This is a genomic window from Geodermatophilus sp. SYSU D00663 (genome assembly GCF_054050655.1).
Genome location: NZ_JBJGZT010000001.1, coordinates 248708 through 268285, shown reverse-complemented (window position 1 = coordinate 268285; position 19578 = coordinate 248708). Strand labels below are relative to the sequence as shown.

Sequence of the window (19578 nt, the reverse complement as noted above, 5' to 3'; positions counted from 1 at the left end):
CGCGGTGAGCGACGGGACCAGGGAGGCGCCCTCCACCCGCGCCGACGTCGTCGCCGCCCTGGACGCCGTCATCGGCCGCACGCTGCGCGAGGCCGACCTGGTGCACGAGCACCCGGCGCCCGGCCGCTGGCTGGTCGACCTCCCGGGCACCAAGAAGCTCAAGACGGTCTGCGGGCTCATCGTCGGCGAGCACGCGCTGCGGATCGAGGCGTTCGTCTGCCGCCAGCCCGACGAGAACCGCGAGCAGCTGTGGACCTACCTGCTGCAGCACAACGCGCGCATGTACGGCGTCGCCTACTCGGTCGACCGGGTCGGCGACGTCTACCTCACCGGCCGCGTCCCGCACGCCGCGGTGACCCCGGAGGAGCTCGACCGGCTGCTCGGCGCGGTCCTCAGCTACGCCGACGACCACTTCAACACGATGCTCGAGATCGGCTTCGGCACCTCGATCCGCCGGGAGTGGGAGTGGCGGGTCAAGCGCGGTGAGTCGCTGCGCAACCTGGAGGCCTTCGCCGCCTTCGCCCAGCGGGGCACGACCCGGCGACCGGCCGACGGCGGGGGAGCGTCCTCCGCGGACGACGGGGGATGACCACCACCGGGCGGCCGGCGGCGGCGCCGGCCGTCGAGGAGCGCCCCGGCTACGCCCGGCGGTGGTGGGTGCTGGCCACGATGACCGTCTGCCTGCTCGTGGTGATCACCGGCAACACGACGCTCAACGTCGCCATCCCGACGCTGCAGCGGGAGCTCGGCGCCACCCAGGGCGAGCTCCAGTGGGCCGTCGACGCCTACATCGTGGTCTTCGCCGGGCTGCTGTTCTCCTGGGGCGTCATCGGGGACCGCATCGGCCGCCGCCGGGTGCTGCTGATCGGTCTCGCGGTCTTCGCCGGCGGCTCGGTGCTGGCGGCCTCCTCCGACAGCCCGCTGGAGCTCATCGCGTGGCGGGCGGTCATGGGCGTCGGCGGGGCCGCGGTGCAGCCGACGACGCTCGCCGTCATCACCAACGTCTTCCCGCCGGCCGAGCGCGGCCGCGCCATCGGGATCTGGGCGGCCACCGCCGGGCTCGCCGTCGCCGGCGGCCCGCTGGCCAGCGGTCTCGTGCTGACGCACTTCTGGTGGGGCGCGATCTTCCTCATCGGCGTGCCGGTCGCCCTGGTCGGCGTCCTCGGCACGCTCGCGTTCGTGCCCGAGTCGCGGGACCCCGACCCCGGCCGGCTCGACGTCCCGGGCGTGCTGCTGTCGATCGCCGCGCTGGCCGGGCTGGTCTACGGGATCATCCACGGCGGCTCGGGCGTGGGCTGGGGGACGCCCGGGGTGCTCGTCCCGCTGGTCGGCGGCGCGCTGCTCGTGGTGCTGTTCGTCTGGCTGCAGCGGCGCTCGACGCACCCGGCGCTCGACGTCTCGCTGTTCCGCAACCCGGCGTTCTCCGCGGCCGCCGCCGCGCTGGGCCTGAACTTCTTCGCCCTGATGGGCGCGACCTTCTACCTCGTCTACTACCTGCAGGGCGCCCGCGGCTACGACCCGCTGCAGTCCGGCGCCGCGCTCATCCCGGTGGCGCTGGGCATGGCGGTGATGGCGCCGCGCAGCTCCCGGCTGGCCGAGCGGTTCGGCGCCAAGGCCGTCTGCGCGACCGGGTTCGGGCTCATCACGCTGTCGTTCCTGGGCTTCCAGCTGCTCGACCAGGCCGCGCCGCTGTGGCTGCTGCTCACCACGCTGACGGTGCAGGGGCTGGGCATGGGGGCGGTCATGGCCCCGGCCACCGAGTCGATCATGTCGGTCGTGCCGCGGGAGAAGGCCGGCGCGGGCGCGGCGGTGAACAACACCGTCCGCCAGGTGGGCGGGGCGCTCGGCGTCGCGATCCTCGGCTCGGTGCTGGCGACCGCGTACGCGGCCAACGTCCGCGGCGCCGTCGACGTGCTGCCGGCCGGGCTGCGCGACGAGGCGAGCACCTCCGTCGCGGCGACCCTCGAGCTGGCCGGGGCGACGGCGGACGAGGCGCGGGCCGCCGGCGACGCCGAGCTCGCCGCGGCCGCCGACGCGCTCGCCGACACCGCCCGCGACGCGTTCGTCGCGGCGATGCACCTGACCGCCGTCGGGACCGCGGCGGCCGCGGCGGTCGCTGCCGTCGTCGTCCTGGTGTGGCTGCCCGGGCGACGCGAGACGGGCGCACGGGCGACCTGACGGGCCTAGCGTGGGTGCGTGCAGGAGCCGCCCGCCGCGCAGGAACGGCTGGGCCGCGCGCTGATCGGCGTGGTCGCCGCGTCCGGCCTGGTCTACCCGCTGCTGCTGTGCGCGGTGCAGCTGGTGCTGGCGCAGCTGTTCGTCGTCGACGTCGCCGCCACCGCGCTGTGGCTGGCGGTCGCGCTGACCTGCAGCGTGGCGCTCGTCGCCGCCGTGCGCTGGGGTGCCGCCCGCCGGGTGGTCAGCCCGTGGCTGCTGCTCGGGCTGGTCCCGCCGGTGCTGTACGAGGCCTGGGTGCTCTGGCCGCTGCTGGCAGGATGACCGGTGTGACGACGCCTGTCGAGAACGCGCCCGGAACCCTCGTCCTGCTCCGCCACGGCGAGAGCGAGTGGAACAAGGCCAACCTGTTCACCGGCTGGGTGGACGTCGAGCTGTCGGAGAAGGGCCGGGCCGAGGCGGCCCGTGGCGGGCAGCTGCTGGCCGAGCACGGCCTGCTGCCCGACGTGCTGCACACCTCGCTGCTGCGGCGGGCGATCACCACCGCGGAGCTGGCGCTGGCGGCCGCCGACCGGCAGTGGATCCCGGTGCGCCGCTCGTGGCGGCTCAACGAGCGGCACTACGGCGCGCTGCAGGGCAAGGACAAGGCGGCCACCCTCGCCGAGTACGGCGAGGAGCAGTTCATGACCTGGCGGCGCTCCTACAGCACCCCGCCGCCGCCGATCGAGGCCGGCAGCGAGTTCTCGCAGGACGCCGACCCGCGCTACGCCTTCCTGCCGCCGGAGGTGCGCCCGGCCACCGAGTGCCTGGCCGACGTCGTCGTCCGGATGCTCCCGTACTGGTACGACGCGATCGTCCCGGACCTGCGCAGCGGCGCCACCGTGCTGGTGGCCGCGCACGGCAACAGCCTGCGGGCGCTGGTCAAGCACCTCGACGGCATGGGCGAGGACGAGGTGGTCGGGCTGAACATCCCCACCGGCGTCCCGCTGCGCTACGACCTCGACGCCGACCTGCGGCCGGTGAAGCCGGGCGGGGAGTACCTCGACCCCGAGGCCGCCGCGGCCGCGATCGAGGCGGTCAGGAACCAGGGCAAGAAGTAGCGAGCGACAGCGAGCTCGTGCTGACGAGAGGGGGCCGGAGGCCTCCGCGAGGGAGCACGGTCGGTGCTCCGCGCGACTAACACCGCGCGTGGTCGCGGTGGGAGCCCGGTGGGGCGACGATGTGCAGAGGGCCTCCCCACCGCCGGCGGTGGGGAGGCCCTCGTGCGGGTGGGGTGGGGTCAGACCGCCTGCATGTCCCGCTCGCCGGTGACGAGGAAGACCACCCGGCGGGCGACGCTCACGGCGTGGTCGGCGAAGCGCTCGTAGTAGCGGCCGAGCAGGGTGATGTCGATGGCCGACTCCATGCCGTGCGTCCAGCCGGGGCTGAGCAGCTCGGTGAACAGCTGGCGGTGCAGCTGGTCCATGAGGTCGTCGTCCTTCTCCAGCTGCGCGGCGCCCTCGACGTCGAGCTTGGCGATGACGGCGCCGACCTGCGTGACCAGGCTCTGCGCGACGTGGCCGGCCTCGAGGAAGATCGGCCGCACCTCGGCGGGGACGGCGGACTCCGGGAAGCGCATCCGGGCGAGCTTGGCCACGTGGACGGCGAGGTCGCCCATGCGCTCGAGGTCGCCGACGATCCGCATCGCCGTGGTGACCGTGCGCAGGTCGGTGGCGACCGGCTGCTGACGCGCGAGCAGGGTGAAGCAGCGCTCCTCGATGCTCTCGCGCACCGCGTCGATGTGCTCGTCGCCGGCGATGACCAGGTCGGCCAGGGCGACGTCGGCGTCGAGCAGCGCGGTCGTGGCCTTGTTCATCGCCGACCCGACGGAGTTGGCCATCTCCACCAGGCAGTGGTTGATGTCCTCGAGCTCTTCGCGGTAGTGCTCGCGCACGGGTCCTCCTCGTCGGCCGGCCGTCCACCGGGTACCGCCGTCCGGACACCGTCTGCTCGGTGCGCCGTCCTGACGGTTCGAGGGTAGGCGGTGAGGAGACACCGGACGGGCCCGATCGGTGAACGTGGGGGCACCCCAGCGTGAACAGTCGCCCTACCCGGTCGCGGCACCACTCACACGGGGGATGACCGGGTCCGGACGCGGCCTAGCATCGGCCCCGTGAGCACGCTGGTCGCCCTCGGGGCCGGCTTCGTCGTCGGCGCCGTCGTGGCGGCCGTCGTCGTGCTGCTCGTCCGCCGGCCCGCCGACGGGACCGAGCGCCCCGGCGACGACGACGCCCGGACCGCGCCCTCCGAGGCGCTGCTCGCCCGCCGGCTGCTCGACCTCATGGACCCCGCGGTCCTCCTGCTGGACAAGGACGACGCCGTCGTCGTGGCCAACCCGACCGCGCGCGGACTCGGGATCGTCCGCGAGCGCCGGCTCGTCGTCCCCGCGCTGCAGGACCTCGTGAAGGAGGTCCGTCGCCGCGGGCACCGGCGCTCGGACGTCAGCCTCCCCGGCGAGGTCGTCGGCGGCGGCACGCGGCTGGTCGGCGCGCACGGTGTCCGGCTGGACACCCCGCCCGGCGAGGTCGCGCCCTCGGCCGTCCCCGGCCCCGTGGCGCTTGTCCTCCAGGACGTGACCGAGGCCCGCCGGGTCGAGGCGGTCCGGCGCGACTTCGTCGCGAACGTCGGGCACGAGCTGAAGACGCCGGTCGGTGCGCTGGGCCTGCTCGCCGAGGCCATGCAGGGCGCCGCCGACGACCCGGACACCGTCCAGCGCTTCGCCGCGCGGATGGCGCACGAGGCCGACCGGCTGGCCCGGCTCGTGCGCGAGCTCATCGACCTGTCCCGCCTGCAGGGCGCCGAACCGCTGCCCGAGCTCGTGCCCGTCGACGTCGACACGGTGCTCGCCGAGGCCGTCGACCGCACCGGCCTGGCCGCGGCGGCCAAGGGCATCACGATCGCCGTCGGCGGCGCCCACGGGCTGGTCGTGCGGGGCGTGGAGGCCCAGCTGACGACGGCGGTGACCAACCTGCTGGCCAACGCGGTCGCCTACAGCCCCGAGAACACGAAGATCGCCGTCGGGGCGCGGGCGCGCGGCGGGTTCGCCGAGATCGCCGTCACCGACAGCGGCATCGGCATCCCGCGGGCCGACCGGGAGCGGGTCTTCGAGCGCTTCTACCGCGTGGACCAGTCGCGGGCGAGCAGCACCGGCGGCACCGGTCTGGGGCTGGCGATCGTCAAGCACGTGGCCAGCAACCACGGCGGTTCGGTCAGCGTGTGGAGCGAGGAGGGCCTCGGCTCCACCTTCACGCTGCGCATCCCCCTGGCGGTCGAGGACCGCCGCGAAGCTCCCGGCGCGGCCGCTGGTGCGGCGCCGGTCCTCCAGGAAGGACGGTCATGACCCGAGTGCTCGTGGTGGAGGACGAGGAGTCCTTCTCCGACGCGCTGTCCTACATGCTCGGGCGGGAGGGGTTCGAGGCGGTCGTCGCCGCGACCGGCCCCGACGCCCTGGCCGAGTTCGACCGCGCGGGCGCCGACGTCGTCCTGCTCGACCTCATGCTCCCCGGCCTGCCGGGCACCGAGGTGTGCCGGGCACTGCGTTCCCGCAGCAACGTCCCGATCATCATGCTCACGGCCAAGGACTCCGAGGTCGACAAGGTCGTGGGCCTGGAGCTCGGCGCCGACGACTACGTCACCAAGCCGTACTCGGCGCGCGAGCTGGTCGCCCGGATCCGGGCGGTGCTGCGCCGCCGCGGCGACGTCGACGCCCCCGCCGACGGCGCGCTGGAGGTCGGCCCGGTGCGGATGGACGTCGAGCGGCACGTGGTCGCCGTCGACGGCGAGACGGTGGCGCTGCCGCTCAAGGAGTTCGACCTGCTCGAGCTGCTGCTGCGCAACGCCGGGCGGGTGCTGACCCGCGGCCAGCTCATCGACCGCGTGTGGGGCTCGGACTACGTGGGCGACACCAAGACCCTCGACGTCCACGTCAAGCGGCTGCGCGCCAAGATCGAGCCCGACCCGGCCAACCCCAAGCACCTCGTGACGGTGCGGGGTCTGGGCTACAAGTTCGAGCAGTGACACGGTCGGCCCACCGGCCTCCACCGCGGCCAGGACGGGTGGCCGGCCGCCGCTGAGCCGCTTCCCGTCGCCGCGAGGGAGGACCCTGCGGGCCCTCCGCTCCCGGCGACCGCCTCCGGCGTCCGTCGAGGAAGGGGCCGGCCGGGGTCACTGACCCCGGCCGGTCTCCTCCTGGAGCTCGTCGATCTTCCGGGACGCGTCGGCCTTCGTGATGTCCTCCGGCACGTCCTCGCCGGCCTGGCGGGCCAGCGTGCCGAGGTAGCTCTTCTGCGCCCCGGTGGCGGGCTCGTCGCCGGTCACCCAGTCCGACGGGTCCTTCTCGGCGGTGGGGTCGCCGGCCTGGCCGGTGTTCGCGTTGGATTCGCTCATGTGTTCGATCCTAGGCGTGGGTGAGCTCCGCCGCAGGTCGAGCGGCCTGGCCGGCCGCGGCGGCCCGCGCGGCCTCCCAGCGCCGGCCGGTGCGGTAGACGTGCACGCTCCCGCAGGAGGGGCACTCGACCGCCAGCGCGATGTGGGTCGGGTGGTTGACGACCGACCGGATGCGCCGTTCGGCGACCAGCTCGTCGGTCCGGGTCACGGGGCAGGTGATCAGCAACATGGGAGGAGCGTGCTCCGCGTCCGCACCCGCGACGAGTGGCAGGGGTGACATGGATCGCGTCTTTCCTGCCATCATGTCCGCGTGACCGGATCCGACCGCCCGCTCGTCGTCAGCCTGCTCGCCGGGGACGGCGTCCTCGGCGCCTTCGGCCTGGGCGTCGCCGCCGAGGTCTTCGGCTACGACTACCGCCGCTTCGGCATGCCGCGCTTCGACTTCGCGATCGTCACCGACCGGCCGGGCGTCGTCCGCACCGACACCGGGCTGTCGCTGTACGTCGAGCACGGCCTCGAGCGGCTGGCCGTCTCCGACATCGTGCTGGTGACCGCGTGGGAGAAGCTGTCCGCGCCCGTCCCGCCGGCGGTCCTCGACGCGCTGCGCGCCGTGCACGCCCGCGGCGCCCAAATCGTCAGCCACTGCACCGGCGCCTTCGTCGTCGCGGCGGCCGGGCTGCTCGACGGCAAGCGCGCCACCACCCACTGGCGGTACGCCGGTGAGCTGGCCGCCCGGTACCCGTCGGTCGACGTCGACCCGCGGGTCCTCTACGTCGACGAGGGCCGGATCATCACCGGCGCCGGGACGGCGAGCGGCGTGGACGCCCTGCTGCACCTCGTCCGCCGGGAGTGGGGCGCCGCGGCGGCCAACGCCCTGGCGCGCGAGATGGTCGTGCCGCCGCACCGCGACGGCGGGCAGGCCCAGTACATCGACGAGCCGGTCGCCCGCTGCGAGGACGACCTGCTCGGCGTCGTCCTGGACTGGGCCCGGGCGCACCTGGCCGAGGACATCAGCGTCGAGGCGCTGGCCCGGCGCGCGCTGATGAGCCCGCGCAGCTTCGCCCGCCGGTTCAAGGCCACGACCGGCACGACGCCGCACGCCTGGCTGCTGTCCCAGCGGCTGGCAGCGGCCGAGGCGCTGCTCGAGGAGAGCGACGCCCCGGTGGAGGAGATCGCCCGGCTGGTCGGCTTCGGCACCGCCGCCGGGTTCCGCGAGCAGTTCAGCCGCCGCCGCGGCGTCTCACCGCGGGCGTACCGGCAGACCTTCCGCACCGGCGGCGCCCGGGTCGAGCTCGTCCCGGCGGGCGAGGACCCCGCCGCCTAGGACCCCGCCGCCCAGGACCCCGCCGCCCAGGACCCCGCCGCCCAGGACCCGCCGCCCAGGACCCGCCGCCCAGGACGGGTCCGGCCGCCGAGGTCGTGGGTCCCGAACTGCAGGACGGCACCGGCGAAGCGGTCCGCGGGCACCAGCCCGTCGAGACCCGCCCGCACGTGCGCGTCAGGCCAGGGGGACGGGGCGCGCGACGCCGACCAGGGAGTCCAGCCGGCCGGCGTTGCTCGGCGCGAGCGGGCTGCGGACCACCCGCGTCAGCGCGAACCCGGCGCGGGCCAGCAGCATCGCGTGCGTGCGCGGGGTGAAGTGCCAGATGTGCTCGGCCGGCTTCAGCGTCCACCAGCGGGTGCCGAGCAGCCGCGCCGGCAGCGACGAGACGTAGGGCGTGGAGAACAGGACGACGCCGTCGTCGGCCACGAGGGAGCGGGCGGTGCGCCAGAAGTCGAGCGGGTCGGGCACGTGCTCGACGGTGTCCCACGCGCAGACGACGTCGAAGCCCGGCTCCAGCGGCGCCTCGGCGAGCTGGCCGCAGAACACGTCCAGGCCGAGCACCTCGGTGGCGTGCTTCGCCCCGGTGCGGGACAGCTCCACCCCGCTGGTCCGCCAGCCGGCCCGGCGCGCGGCGTCGAGGAACAGGCCGTAGCCGGCGCCGACCTCGAGCAGCCGGCCGCCGGCGGCGCGGCCCCGGACCCGGTCGAGCAGCGCGAGCCGCCCGGCGGTCCAGGTGCGCTGCAGCAGCATCGCGGGGTCGAACCGGCGGGGCTCCTGCGCCGCCCCGTCGACGGCGCTGCCGTACACGCCGCCCTCGAAGTAGCCGACGTCGTCGTAGAGCCGCTGCAGCGCCTCCGGCCGCAGCCGGGGGCTGACGAACACCAGGCCGCAGGACGGGCAGCGGACGACGCCGAACGGGGAGAGGTCGTGCACGAGCCGGCCGGGGACGCCGCAGAGGCAGCACCCCACCGCCTCGGTGTCCTCGGGGGTCCATGTCACCGGGCCGGGGGTCACCGGGGCGCTCACGCCGGTCAGCCTACGGAGCCTCCGGTGATCCCCCCGGTACCGGTCCGCGCGGCGCCGACGGGCGGGTCGGCCGCGCCGGCGGCGCCGTCGGGACGCTCGCCGAGCTCGGGATAGCGCTGGGTGACCAGCGTGGTGATCTTCCGCCGCACCGCGCGCGACACCAGACCGTCGCCGTCCGGGCCCCCGTCGGCGCCGAGCAGCTCGCCCGGTACGACGACGTAGCGGTCGGGCGCGGCCTCGGCCTGGGCGAGGAACGCCGCGCGCACCGCGTCGGCGTCGGCGTCGACGGGACGGGCGGTGACGGCGGAGTCGACGACCACGGTGAGGTCGGGCAGCAGGCCGCGGGTGGCCCACAGCGAGGTGCGGAAGATGCGGTCGGCGTCCAGGCCCTGCCCGGCGCCGTGGAAGGCGATCGAGGTGTCCACGTAGTGGTTGCACACCACGACCTCGCGCCGCTGCAGCGCCGGCCGGATGACCGTGGCCACGTGCTCGGCGCGGTCGGCGGCCGCCAGCAGCGCCGCGGTGTAGGCGGCCACCGGGTGGCCCTCGCCGTCGGTCGCGCCGGGCACCTCCGGCGCCGGCGGGTAGAGCAGCGTGCGGACCTGCCGGCCCAGCGCCGTGTCGCTCGGCTCGTGCGTGGCCACCACCGGGCAGCCGCAGTCGCGCAGCACCTGGGCGAGCTCGGCGGTGTACCGGCGGGTGAGGTCGCGGTCGGCGCCCTCGACGACGACGAACAGGCCGGTGCCGCTGGCCGAGGCCGACAGGATGTCCGAGCTGCCCCACAGCAGCCGGAACACGTCGCGGGGTCGGGTGCCCGGCCGGCCGCGCGGGACGACCTGGCGGACGGCGTAGGCGCTCACCAGCAGCGCGAGGACGCCGCCGATCAGCAGCGTGAGGCCCGGCCCGGTGAGGCTGAGCATCAGCTCGCCCACGCGCAGGTCGTGGTTGCCGAGCAGGCCGGCCAGGCCCGGGCCGACGGCGACCGACAGCAGCAGGACGATGCGCACCGACGACACGACGAAGGCGAACACCCGGCCGCGCAGCCGGTCCTCGACCTCGTAGCCGATGAGCGTGTAGCCGATGATCCAGGAGATCCCGGCGAACAGGCCGACGAGGAACGCCGCCATGGTGGCGAGGACGAAGTCCTGCAGCAGGGACATCGCCAGCAGCGCGATCCCGGCCAGGCCAATGGAGCGGGCGAACAGGCTGCGCCGGGGGACCGTGGGCAGGATCCGCGGCCCGACCAGCATGCCGAGGGCCAGGCCGGTGAAGACGATGCCGAACACCACGCCGTAACCGGCGGCGCCGGCGTCCAGGGTGGCGATGTAGAGCTGCGCCACGCCGATGATCAGCCCGCCCGCCCCGAACGCGCCGATGACGCCGACGTACAGCGCGCGCATCAGCGGCTGCCCCCGCAGGAAGGAGACGCCCTCGACGACGAGGGAGAACACGTTCGACGACGACTGCCGGTCGACGGGCGTCCGCGGGATGAGCCGCCGGGACAGGAGCACCGTGGTGGCCGACAGGGCGAAGCTCGCCGAGTTGAACAGCAGGGCGACGACGATCGCCGTCCGCGCGTCGCCCGCCTCGCCGCTGCCGGGGAACACGCGCGCGACGGTGGACAGCAGGGCGAACAGCAGCGACGCCACGGGCACCGCGCCGTAGACGCTGAACAGCGACACCTGGTTGGCCACGGCCAGCCGCTCGCGCGGCACGATCGCCACCCAGATCGCCTGCTTGGCCGGGTTGGTGAACAGCCCCACCGCCTCGACGAGGAACTGGGCCACGTAGAGCCAGGTCAGCTCGTAGCTGAAGGCGATCGACAGGTACAGCGAGCAGGCCAGCAGGTCACCGACGACGACGGTGGTGCGGCGGTCGAGCCGGTCGGCCAGGGCGCCGGCGATCGGGCCGAGGAGCAGGTCGGGCAGCAGCCGGGTGAGGATGACGCCGGAGATCGCCGCGCCCTGGACGCCGAGCGACTCGTCGCGGGTGAGCTGCTGGGCCATCGCCGTGGTGGCCAGCAGGCCCAGCCAGTCGCCGAGGCTGGAGACGGTGATAGCCGCCCACATGCGGCGGAACACCGGGATGCGCAGGAGGACCAGCAGCGCGTTCTCCTGCGCCCGCCCGCTGGCCGACGACCCCGCCGGGCGCGCGCGGGGGCTCGCCGCCTGTCCGTCGCTCACAGTCCTCGCCGTCCGGTCGTCGCGGTCGTCCCCAGCAGGGTAGTGGCGGGCGGTGCCGATCCGGCCCCCGCCGCACCCGGGCGGGGGAGTGCCCTCAGGCGCCGGGCCGCAGCCGGGGCAGCGGGAGGGGCACCGGCGCCGGGCTGGCCGGGTGCGGGGCGACCAGGCCGAGGTCCAGCCGGGCCTCGGTGAGCCGGCGCAGCTCGGCGTAGGCGACCGGGCCGAGCAGGCTGGTGAGCTCGGCGGCGTAGGTGGCCACCAGCGGCTCGGGGGAGACGTGCGCGGCCGGCGAGCCGGTGCACCACCAGTGCAGGTCGGCGCCGCCCGGGCCCCAGCCGCGTCGGTCGAACTCGCCGATCGTGCTGACCAGGACCGTCGTCCCGTCGGGCCGCTCGACCTCCTCCTGCTCGCGGCGCACCGGCAGCTGCCAGCAGACGTCGGGCTTGGTGAGCAGCGGGTGCAGTTTCTCCCGCAGCGCCATCCGGTGCAGCGCGCAGCCGGTGCCGCCCGGGAAGCCGGGGCGGTTGAGGAAGACGCAGGCGCCGTCGACCAGGCGGGTGCGCAGGGAGCGGACGCCGCCCTCCTCGGGGGCCGCGTCGTCGGCGGAGTCCTCCTCGGTCCAGGCGCCGCGGCCGAGCGGCGCGAGCTGCCAGTCCTCGTCGGCGAGGTCGGCGACGGCGGCGGTCACCCGGGCGAGGTCGTCCTCGTCGCTGAAGAACGCGCCGTGGCTGCAGCAGCCGTCGTCGGCCCGGCCCTCGACGACACCGGCGCAGCCGCGGCCGAACACGCAGGTCCAGGCCGAGGACAGCCAGGTCAGGTCGGCGCGGACGACGTGCCGCGGGTCGGCCGGGTCCGGGAACTCGATCCACTCGCGGGCGAAGTCCGGGTCGACCTCCGGCGGTACGTCATGCACCGGTCCAGCCTAGGGACGGCCCGCCCGGCAGACTGACCGCATGCGGCTCGGGGTGCTGGACGTCGGCTCGAACACCGTCCACCTGCTCGTGGTGGACGCCCACCGCGGCGGCCACCCCACCCCGACCTACGACGACCGCGCGGTCCTGCGCCTGGCCGAGCACGTCGGCAAGGACGACGTCCTCTCCAAGACCGGGGAGAAGGCGCTGGTCGCCGCCGTGCGCAAGGCCTGCCGGCGGGCCGAGGAGCAGGGCTGTGACGAGGTCCTCGCGCTGGTCACCTCGGCCATCCGCGAGGCGGTCAACGGCATGGAGGTGCTCGACCGCGTCCGCGCGCAGACCGGCGTCGAGCTGCAGGTGACCAGCGGCGAGGAGGAGGCGCGGCTGACCTTCCTCGCCGTCCGCCGCTGGTACGGGTGGAGCGCGGGCCGGCTGCTGGTCCTCGACATCGGCGGCGGCTCGCTGGAGCTGGCCAGCGGCGTCGACGAGGACCCCGACGTCGCGCTGTCCGTGCCGCTGGGCGCCGGGCGGATGACCCGCCGCTTCCTGCAGGACGCCGCCGAGGGCGGCCGGCCCGACCTGGCCGCCCTCGGCGCGCTGCGCGAGCACGCGGCCGACGTGCTCAAGCCGGCGGCGAGGAAGCTGCGCGGCGCCGGCGCGCCGGACCTCGTGGCGGCGACGAGCAAGACCTTCCGCACGCTGGCCCGGCTGACCGGCGCGGCGCCCTACTCGGCCGGCCTGCGGGTGCCGCGCGAGCTCACCCTCGACGGCCTCGGCCAGCTGATCGGCTTCGTGTCCCGCATCGAGGCGCGCAGCCTCGCCGAGCTGCGCGGCGTGTCGCCCGACCGCGCCCACCAGGTGCCGGCCGGTGCCGTGGTGGCGCAGGCGGCCATGCAGGCGCTGGAACTACCCTCCGTCAAGATCTGTCCGTGGGCGCTGCGCGAGGGCGTCATCCTGCGGCGACTGGACTCCTTGGGAGGCGCGTGATGGCACAGCCCCGCAGGGACCCCGATCCCGGGCGCGGCCCGGAGACCGGCGGCCGGCCGCTGGCCGACATCCTGCGCGAGGCCGGCATCGAGGCACCGCGCAGCGTGCGCCGGCGCCGCGGCGACACCGGGGACATCCCGATCAAGCAGCGCCGCCGGGACCCCGACGCCGAGGACGGCCCCAACCCCGGCCGCCGCGCCGGCGACACCGGCCGGGTCCCCGGGGCCGGCCGGCCGTCCCCCGACACGGGGCCGGTCGCCGACACCGGCCGCCCCGCGCGGGACCGGGCGGCGGAGAAGGCGGCCGCCCGGGCCGAGAGGGCGGGCAGGGCCGAGAAGGCCGCCGAGAGGGCCGGCAGGACCCGGGACACCGGCCGCGTCGCGGGGGCGCCGGCCGGGGACGGGCGCGGACCCGCCGAGCCGTCGACCGCGGCCATCCCGGGCATCCGGCCCTCCCGCAAACCCGGCGTCCCCGGCGCCTCGGCGGAGCCCGCGCCCGCCACCGGCCCGATCCCGGTCGCCCGCGCCGGGGAGACCGAGGTCCTCGACGAGCCGCTCGGCGCCAAGGAGGGCGCACTGGCCTGGCTGCGCTTCGCCGGTGAGCTGGTCCTGGCGCTGGCCGCCGGCGTCGGCATCTACTTCCTGGCCACCGTCGTCTGGGAGCAGGTGCCGCAGGTCGCGGTGGTCCTCGCCCCGCTCGCGGTGACCGGCCTGGTCGCCGGCGTGGGCGCCTGGCGGCAGCGCACCGGCCGCGAGCCCACCGGGCTGCGGCTGGTCGCCGTCCTCGTGTTCGCCGGGACGCTGCTCACCATCGCCCCGGCCGCCGGGCTGCTCACCGGCACCTGAGGGGCCGCCGGGCAGCCCGGCGGCGCGTCACTCGTCCTCGTCGTCCCCGTCGGCGCCGGCCTGGCCGAACTGCTCGACGATCGCCGCGGTGAACGCGTCGAGGTCGTCGGGCTCGCGGCTGGTGACCAGGTTGCCGTCGACGACGACCTCCTCGTCGACCCACTTCGCGCCCGCGTTGCGCAGGTCGGTCTGCAGCGACGGCCACGACGTCATCCGCCGGCCCCGGACGACGTCGGCCTCCGCCAGCACCCACGGCGCGTGGCAGATCGCCGCGACCGGCTTGTCCGCGTCGAAGAACGCCTTCACGAAGGCGACGGCGTCGGCGTCGGCCCGGACGAAGTCGCCGTTGATGACGCCGCCGGGCAGGACCAGCGCCGCGTAGTCCTCGGGGTCGGCCGAGGCGACGGTCGTGTCCACCTTCCTCGTGTCGCCCTTGTCGATGTGCTGGTACATCGTGATGCTGCCGCTCTCCAGTGACACCAGCTCCGGCTCGGCCCCGGCGTCCTCCAGCGCCTGCCACGGCCGTTCCAGCTCGACCTGCTCGACGCCGTCGGTCGCGAGCACGGCCACTTTCATCCCGTCCAGTTCTCCTGCCATGCGGGCGCGGCTACCCGGCACCGGGAGGCGGCACACCCGCGCGCACTACCGTCCGACGCGGGGTCGATGCGGCGTCCGGCGCACACCGAGAGCTGGGAGAACGGGATGGCACAGCGGCAGGGCCTGGCGGTCTACGGCGGCGGCAAGATGGGCGAGGCGCTGCTGGCCGGGCTGGTGAAGAGGCAGGGCCCGGACGGTGTGGTCGTCTGCGAGCGGCACCCGGAGCGTGGCCGCGAGCTCGCCACCCGCTACGGGATCGACGTCGTCGGGATCGAGGAGGCGGCCGCCCGCGCGCGGGTGCTGCTCCTGGCGGTCAAGCCGCAGGACCTGCCGGCGCTGCTGGAGCGGCTGGCGCCGTCGGTGGACCCCGGGCACCTGGTGGTGAGCATCGCCGCCGGCATCGCCACCGCCACCATCGAGGCGGCGCTGCCGGCCGGCGTGCCGGTGGTGCGGGTCATGCCCAACACCCCGGCGCTGGTCGACGAGGGGATGAGCGTGCTGTCGGCCGGGGCGTCGGCGGGCGAGGCGGAGCTGGACGAGGCCGAGGCGCTGCTGTCCACCGTCGGCCGGGTGGCGCGGGTGCCCGAGTACCAGCAGGACGCGGTGACGGCGCTGTCCGGCAGCGGGCCCGCCTACTTCTTCTACCTCGTCGAGGCGATGGTCGACGCCGGCGTGCTGCTCGGCCTGCCGCGGGCGCTCACCACCGAGCTGGTGGTGCAGACGGCGCTGGGGTCAGCGGTGATGCTGCGCGAGTCGGGGGAGCACCCGGCCCAGCTGCGGGACGCGGTGAGCAGCCCCGGCGGCACCACCATCGCCGGCATCCGGGAGCTGGAGCGGCACTCGGTGCGCTCGGCGCTCATCGCGGCCATCGAGGCGGCCGCCCGGCGCTCGGTGGAGCTCGGCCGGACCGACGGGAGCCGGTGACGGTAACCCGCCCGTGACCGGAGTGGGGGGACGCTGCGTCACGGTGTCGACACGGCGACGTGGAGACGCGCCGATACGGCTGTGAAGCGAGTTGCATAGGTGTAGTTCTGCCAGGGACGGACCGTTCCCCGTGTCCGTTTCTTCCATCGCTTCCGTCACGCGGGTCCCCCTACTCTCTGTGTCAGCACGTGCGTGTCCCGTAGTCGGTGGGGAAGCCGACGCCCGACGCGTGCTAGGTCCGGAGAGCTGATCATGACCATGCCCCAGCGCACCAACGCCGCTTACGTCCGCCCGGCCGTCCCCGGCCCGCGGCCCATGGCCCGCCCGATGCCGGCCGCCGCCGTCGCGCGCCCCGTCGGCCCGGCCCACCCCGCCGCGATGCCCGTCGGCCGCCCGGCCGTCCCGCAGCCGCGCGCCGCGGTCACCTTCCTGACCGTCGCCGAGGTCGCCAGCATGATGCGCGTCTCCAAGATGACCGTGTACCGCCTCGTGCACGCCGGCGAGCTGTCCGCCGTCCGCGTCGGCCGCTCCTTCCGCGTCCCCGAGCGCGCCGTCCAGGACTACCTGCGCGACGCCTACACCGACATCGCCTGACGGAGGACCTCCCTGCCCCCACGCCTCGCTCCGTCCGGCGCGGGCCCCGGCAGGAAGGCCGTTCCAGCACCTCGCCAGGCCCCTGCGGAGGGGCCGTTCCACCCCCTCGCCAGGGGGAGATCCATCCGGCCCGGTTCCCGCGGCAGCGTCGCCGCGGGGGCGCCGGGTAGGCTCGGGCGCCGAGCGACACCCCGGCCCCGGCCGGAGCCGTCGCACACGAGCTGATCCACACTCGCGTGGCGTCCGGTTCCGAACCAGCGGTCCCCGGCGCGACACGCGGCAACGACGTCGGGAGCAGGACATGGGTTCGGTCATCAAGAAGCGCCGCAAGCGGATGGCGAAGAAGAAGCACCGCAAGCTCCTGAAGAAGACCCGCGTGCAGCGTCGCAACAAGAAGTGAGCTGACGCTCGTGCCGCCTGCCGTCGTCCTCGTCACCGGTGTCAGCCGGTGGCTCGGGGGTGCGCTGGCGGCCGAGCTCGCTCGCGACCCGTCCATCGACCGGGTCATCGGGGTCGACACCGTCCCCCCGTCCGCGGAGCTGCTCCGCCGCCTCGGCCGCACCGAGTTCGTGCGTGCCGACATCCGCAACCCGCTGATCGGCAAGGTCATCAGCACCGCGGCGGTCGACACCGTCGTGCACATGAACATCAGTTCCACGCCCGCCGGGTCCGGCGGGCGGGGGCCGATGAAGGAGCTCAACGTCATCGGGACGATGCAGCTCCTCGCCGCCTGCCAGCGCGCGCCCTCGGTGCGCCGGCTGGTGCTCAAGTCGACCAGCGCCGTCTACGGCGCCTCCCCGCGCGACCCCGCCGTCTTCACCGAGGCGATGCAGGCGCGCCGGGTGCCGTCGGGCGGGTTCGCCAAGGACAGCCTCGACATCGAGGGCTACGTGCGGTCCTTCGCGCGCCGCCGTCCCGACGTCGGGGTCGCCGCCCTGCGGTTCACCAACTTCATCGGCCCGCGCATCGACTCGGTGCTCACCGGGTTCCTGCGCATGCCCGTCGTCCCCACCGCCCTCGGCTACGACGCGCGCGTGCAGCTGCTGCACGAGGACGACGCCCTCGGCGTCCTCACCCGCGCCACGACCGGGGACTTCGCGGGGACGGTGAACGTCGGGGGAGGGGGCACGTTGCTGCTGTCCCAGGTCATCCGCCGGCTGGGCCGGCTGCAGCTGCCGGTGCCCTCGCCGGCGCTGGGCTCCCTCGGCCGGCTCACCCGCCGCTTCGGCTACGTCGACTACTCCCCGGAGCAGATGCGCTTCCTCAACTTCGGCCGGGTCGTGGACACGACCGTGCTGCGCACCGAGTTCGGCTACACCCCCCGCTACACGACCGCCGAGGCGCTGGCCGACTACGCGCGCACCGTCCCGCCGGTGGTCCCGCCGGCCCTGGTCGGCGAGGCGACCGACCGGGCCCGCGGGCTGGTCGCGCGGGCCGGGTCGGTCGCCTCCTCCGTGGGGACGACGGTGCAGGGCCGGCTGCGGCCGACGCCGGCCCCGCCGGGACTGCGGGCGGTGCGCGATGCCTGAGGCCCGCGTCATCCGGCTGCGCCCCGACGACGACGGCCGGCCGCACGTCCCGCCGCCGTCGGACCCGAGCTGGGACGAGCAGGTCGCCGGCGGCCTGGAGTTCCTCCGCCGCCGCCTGACCGGCGAGTACGAGACGGACGAGTTCGGCTTCGACACCGACCTCACCGACCACGTGCTCCTGCCGGTGCTGCGGCCGCTGTTCAACCGGTGGTTCCGCGTCGAGACCCACGGCATCGAGAACGTGCCCACCGACGGCGGGGCGCTGGTGGTCGCCAACCACTCCGGCACGCTGCCCGTCGACGCGCTCATGGCGACCGTGGCGCTGCACGACGACCACCCGGCGCAGCGGCGGTTCCGGCTGCTCGGCGCCGACCTGGTCTTCGACCTGCCCTTCGTCGGGTCGCTGGCCCGCAAGTTCGGCGCCACGCTGGCCTGCAGCGAGGACGCCGAGCGGCTGCTGTGCGCCGACGAGCTGGTGGGCGTCTTCCCCGAGGGGTTCAAGGGCATCGGCAAGCCGTTCCGCGACCGGTACACGCTGCAGCGGTTCGGCCGGGGCGGTTTCGTCACGGCGGCTCTGCGCACCGGCAAGCCGATCGTCCCCTGCGCCATCGTGGGCGCCGAGGAGATCTACCCGATGGTCGGCAACGCGAAGACCCTCGCGCGGCTGCTCGGGTTGCCGTACTTCCCGGTGACGCCGACCTTCCCCGCGCTCGGCCCGCTCGGGCTGGTGCCGCTGCCGTCGAAGTGGCTGATCGCCTTCGGCGAGCCGATCGAGACGGCGCACTACGGCCCGGCCGCCGCCGAGGACCCGATGCTGGTGTTCAACCTGACCGACCAGGTCCGGGAGACCATCCAGCACTCGATCTACCAGCTGCTCCTGCAGCGCAGGTCCGTCTTCAGCTGACACCGTCGGCCTCCGGCCGACACCGCGGCCACGTGCCGTCCTCCTGCCGCGTGGAGCCCTTCCTGCCGCTCGGTCGCGGGAGCCCTCGGCCCCCACGTCCTCGCAGCACCTCGCAGGGCGGCTCCCGGGCCCTCGCCGGGGACCCTCCGGGCCGCCTCCTCAGGCCCGTCGGCGGCGGAGGGCGACCGCGCCGCCGACGACGCCGCCGGTGACCGCCGCGGCCGCGACCGTGGGGACGCCGATGCGGGCGGCCTTCCGGCCGGTGCGGAAGTCGCGGACGGTCCAGTCGCGGGAGCGGGCGACCGCGCGCAGCTCGGTGTCGGGGTTCACCGCCACCGCCGTCCCGGTCAGGGTGAGCATCGGCAGGTCGTTGGCCGAGTCGCTGTAGGCGGTGCAGCGGGCGAGGTCCAGGCCCTCCCGCTCGGCCAGCGCCCGCACCGCCTCCGCCTTGGCCTCGCCGTGCATGAGCTCGCCGACCAGCCGGCCGGTGTAGCGGCCGTCGACCACCTCGGCGACCGTGCCCAGCGCGCCGGTGAGCCCCAGCCGGTGGGCGATGATCCGGGCCAGCTCCACCGGTGTCGCAGTGACCAGCCACACCCGCTGGCCGGCGTCGAGGTGCTGCTGGGCGAGGTTGCGGGTGCCCGACCAGATCCGGTCGGCCATGAGCTCGTCGTAGATCTCCTCGCCGGCGTCGACGATCTCGGCGACCTCGCGGCCGGCGACGAAGGCCAGCGCGGTCTCGCGGATGGTGTGCATGTCGCCGGCGCTCTCGTTGCCCGCGACCCGGAACTTGGCCTGCTGCCACGCGAAGCGGGCGATGTCGCGGGAGGTCAGGTACTTCCGCGAGGCCAGGCCGCGGGCGAACCAGAACAGCGAGGCGCCCATCATCATCGTGTTGTCGACGTCGAAGAACGCGGCGGCGGTGCGGTCGGCCACCACGGCCGGGACCGGCTCGACCTCCGCGGCGGCCGCGGACGCCGCGCCGGCGACGTGCGCGCGGATCTCCTCCTCGGACGGCGCCCCGCCGTCCTGCCTGCGGCGGCCGCGGAACGGCAGACCCGGCACGGGCTCCCTCCCCTGGGGTGGTCCCTCCGCCCTGGGGCGGTACCCGACCGACCCTATCGGCCGCCCGCGGGGGCCCCCGACCCGGACCG

Annotated in this window: 22 protein-coding genes; 14 read left to right on the top strand and 8 right to left on the bottom strand. The window is 75.2% G+C overall.

Annotated features, from left to right (window positions below):
- Nucleotides 1–4 precede the first annotated feature (4 nt).
- From ACI79Z_RS01360 to ACI79Z_RS01345, 4 genes are read left to right on the top strand one after another with little or no spacing between them, the layout of a single operon-like run.
- On the top strand, nucleotides 5–589 hold the full coding sequence (locus ACI79Z_RS01360; protein ID WP_456901445.1) for a YbjN domain-containing protein: 585 nt from the start codon (nucleotides 5–7) through the stop codon (nucleotides 587–589).
- Nucleotides 586–2178 carry an MFS transporter gene (locus ACI79Z_RS01355; protein WP_387988369.1) on the top strand — a complete coding sequence of 531 codons (1593 nt, stop codon included), beginning with the start codon at nucleotides 586–588 and terminating at the stop codon, nucleotides 2176–2178. The genes ACI79Z_RS01360 and ACI79Z_RS01355 overlap by 4 nt, the downstream gene beginning before the upstream one ends.
- An 18-nt stretch (nucleotides 2179–2196) precedes the next feature.
- Nucleotides 2197–2499, top strand: a complete 303-nt coding sequence (locus ACI79Z_RS01350; protein ID WP_387988370.1) for a hypothetical protein — start codon at nucleotides 2197–2199, stop codon at nucleotides 2497–2499.
- Between the two features lie 5 nt (nucleotides 2500–2504).
- A complete protein-coding gene (locus tag ACI79Z_RS01345) occupies nucleotides 2505–3275 on the top strand; it encodes a phosphoglyceromutase (protein ID WP_387988371.1) in 771 nt (256 codons plus the stop codon).
- Nucleotides 3276–3454: 179 nt separating this feature from the next.
- On the opposite strand, the gene phoU is transcribed toward ACI79Z_RS01345, so the two are convergent.
- On the bottom strand, nucleotides 3455–4108 hold the full coding sequence (gene phoU / locus ACI79Z_RS01340; RefSeq protein ID WP_387988372.1) for a phosphate signaling complex protein PhoU: 654 nt from the start codon (nucleotides 4106–4108) through the stop codon (nucleotides 3455–3457).
- A gap of 219 nt (nucleotides 4109–4327) precedes the next feature.
- On the opposite strand from phoU, the gene ACI79Z_RS01335 reads away from it, so the two are divergent.
- Both ACI79Z_RS01335 and ACI79Z_RS01330 read left to right on the top strand, forming a co-directional pair.
- Nucleotides 4328–5554: a sensor histidine kinase gene (locus tag ACI79Z_RS01335; protein WP_387988373.1), complete on the top strand. Its 1227-nt coding sequence runs from the start codon at nucleotides 4328–4330 to the stop codon at nucleotides 5552–5554.
- Nucleotides 5551–6231, top strand: a complete 681-nt coding sequence (locus tag ACI79Z_RS01330; protein WP_387988374.1) for a winged helix-turn-helix domain-containing protein — start codon at nucleotides 5551–5553, stop codon at nucleotides 6229–6231. The genes ACI79Z_RS01335 and ACI79Z_RS01330 overlap by 4 nt, the downstream gene beginning before the upstream one ends.
- A gap of 147 nt (nucleotides 6232–6378) precedes the next feature.
- Here ACI79Z_RS01330 and ACI79Z_RS01325 read toward each other — a convergent pair whose 3' ends face one another.
- Nucleotides 6379–6600: a DUF3072 domain-containing protein gene (locus ACI79Z_RS01325; protein ID WP_387988375.1), complete on the bottom strand. Its 222-nt coding sequence runs from the start codon at nucleotides 6598–6600 to the stop codon at nucleotides 6379–6381.
- Nucleotides 6601–6610: 10 nt separating this feature from the next.
- Nucleotides 6611–6829 (bottom strand): hypothetical protein, encoded by a 219-nt coding sequence (locus ACI79Z_RS01320; RefSeq protein ID WP_387988376.1) that lies wholly within the window; start codon nucleotides 6827–6829, stop codon nucleotides 6611–6613.
- A gap of 81 nt (nucleotides 6830–6910) precedes the next feature.
- Here ACI79Z_RS01320 and ACI79Z_RS01315 point away from each other — a divergent pair, with 81 nt between their 5' ends.
- The gene (locus ACI79Z_RS01315) at nucleotides 6911–7924 is read left to right on the top strand and encodes a helix-turn-helix domain-containing protein (RefSeq protein ID WP_387988377.1); all 1014 of its coding nucleotides are present in this window, start codon (nucleotides 6911–6913) and stop codon (nucleotides 7922–7924) included.
- 174 nt (nucleotides 7925–8098) lie between these two features.
- On the opposite strand, the gene ACI79Z_RS01310 is transcribed toward ACI79Z_RS01315, so the two are convergent.
- The 3 genes from ACI79Z_RS01310 to ACI79Z_RS01300 form a co-directional block, all read right to left on the bottom strand.
- Nucleotides 8099–8950 carry a class I SAM-dependent methyltransferase gene (locus ACI79Z_RS01310; RefSeq protein WP_456901444.1) on the bottom strand — a complete coding sequence of 284 codons (852 nt, stop codon included), beginning with the start codon at nucleotides 8948–8950 and terminating at the stop codon, nucleotides 8099–8101.
- Between the two features lie 5 nt (nucleotides 8951–8955).
- Nucleotides 8956–11133 (bottom strand): bifunctional MFS transporter/dTMP kinase, encoded by a 2178-nt coding sequence (locus ACI79Z_RS01305; RefSeq protein ID WP_387988379.1) that lies wholly within the window; start codon nucleotides 11131–11133, stop codon nucleotides 8956–8958.
- 94 nt (nucleotides 11134–11227) lie between these two features.
- Nucleotides 11228–12046 (bottom strand): hypothetical protein, encoded by an 819-nt coding sequence (locus tag ACI79Z_RS01300; protein ID WP_456901443.1) that lies wholly within the window; start codon nucleotides 12044–12046, stop codon nucleotides 11228–11230.
- 40 nt (nucleotides 12047–12086) lie between these two features.
- On the opposite strand from ACI79Z_RS01300, the gene ACI79Z_RS01295 reads away from it, so the two are divergent.
- Together ACI79Z_RS01295 and ACI79Z_RS01290 are read left to right on the top strand one after the other, a co-directional pair.
- Complete coding sequence (locus ACI79Z_RS01295; protein WP_456901442.1) at nucleotides 12087–13031, top strand: Ppx/GppA phosphatase family protein; 945 nt, start codon at nucleotides 12087–12089, stop codon at nucleotides 13029–13031.
- Nucleotides 13031–13876 carry a hypothetical protein gene (locus tag ACI79Z_RS01290; protein WP_456901441.1) on the top strand — a complete coding sequence of 282 codons (846 nt, stop codon included), beginning with the start codon at nucleotides 13031–13033 and terminating at the stop codon, nucleotides 13874–13876. The genes ACI79Z_RS01295 and ACI79Z_RS01290 overlap by 1 nt, the downstream gene beginning before the upstream one ends.
- 27 nt (nucleotides 13877–13903) lie before the next feature.
- On the opposite strand, the gene ACI79Z_RS01285 is transcribed toward ACI79Z_RS01290, so the two are convergent.
- On the bottom strand, nucleotides 13904–14473 hold the full coding sequence (locus tag ACI79Z_RS01285) for a type 1 glutamine amidotransferase domain-containing protein (RefSeq protein WP_456901440.1): 570 nt from the start codon (nucleotides 14471–14473) through the stop codon (nucleotides 13904–13906).
- Nucleotides 14474–14578: 105 nt separating this feature from the next.
- Between ACI79Z_RS01285 and proC the strand changes: the two genes are divergently transcribed.
- The 5 genes from proC (at nucleotide 14579) to ACI79Z_RS01260 (ending at nucleotide 18424) form a co-directional block, all read left to right on the top strand.
- Nucleotides 14579–15397, top strand: a complete 819-nt coding sequence (gene proC, locus ACI79Z_RS01280; protein ID WP_387988384.1) for a pyrroline-5-carboxylate reductase — start codon at nucleotides 14579–14581, stop codon at nucleotides 15395–15397.
- Between the two features lie 252 nt (nucleotides 15398–15649).
- Nucleotides 15650–15991 (top strand): helix-turn-helix domain-containing protein, encoded by a 342-nt coding sequence (locus ACI79Z_RS01275; protein WP_456901439.1) that lies wholly within the window; start codon nucleotides 15650–15652, stop codon nucleotides 15989–15991.
- Between the two features lie 301 nt (nucleotides 15992–16292).
- Entirely contained in the window at nucleotides 16293–16391 is a 99-nt protein-coding gene (locus tag ACI79Z_RS01270) for a 30S ribosomal protein bS22 (protein WP_012854759.1), read from the top strand.
- Between the two features lie 10 nt (nucleotides 16392–16401).
- Nucleotides 16402–17520, top strand: coding sequence for an NAD-dependent epimerase/dehydratase family protein (locus ACI79Z_RS01265; RefSeq protein ID WP_456901438.1), 1119 nt, complete (start codon nucleotides 16402–16404; stop codon nucleotides 17518–17520).
- A complete protein-coding gene (locus tag ACI79Z_RS01260; RefSeq protein WP_387988386.1) occupies nucleotides 17513–18424 on the top strand; it encodes a lysophospholipid acyltransferase family protein in 912 nt (303 codons plus the stop codon). The genes ACI79Z_RS01265 and ACI79Z_RS01260 overlap by 8 nt, the downstream gene beginning before the upstream one ends.
- A 159-nt stretch (nucleotides 18425–18583) precedes the next feature.
- Here ACI79Z_RS01260 and ACI79Z_RS01255 read toward each other — a convergent pair whose 3' ends face one another.
- Nucleotides 18584–19489, bottom strand: a complete 906-nt coding sequence (locus tag ACI79Z_RS01255; RefSeq protein WP_387988387.1) for an HAD family hydrolase — start codon at nucleotides 19487–19489, stop codon at nucleotides 18584–18586.
- Nucleotides 19490–19578 lie beyond the last annotated feature (89 nt).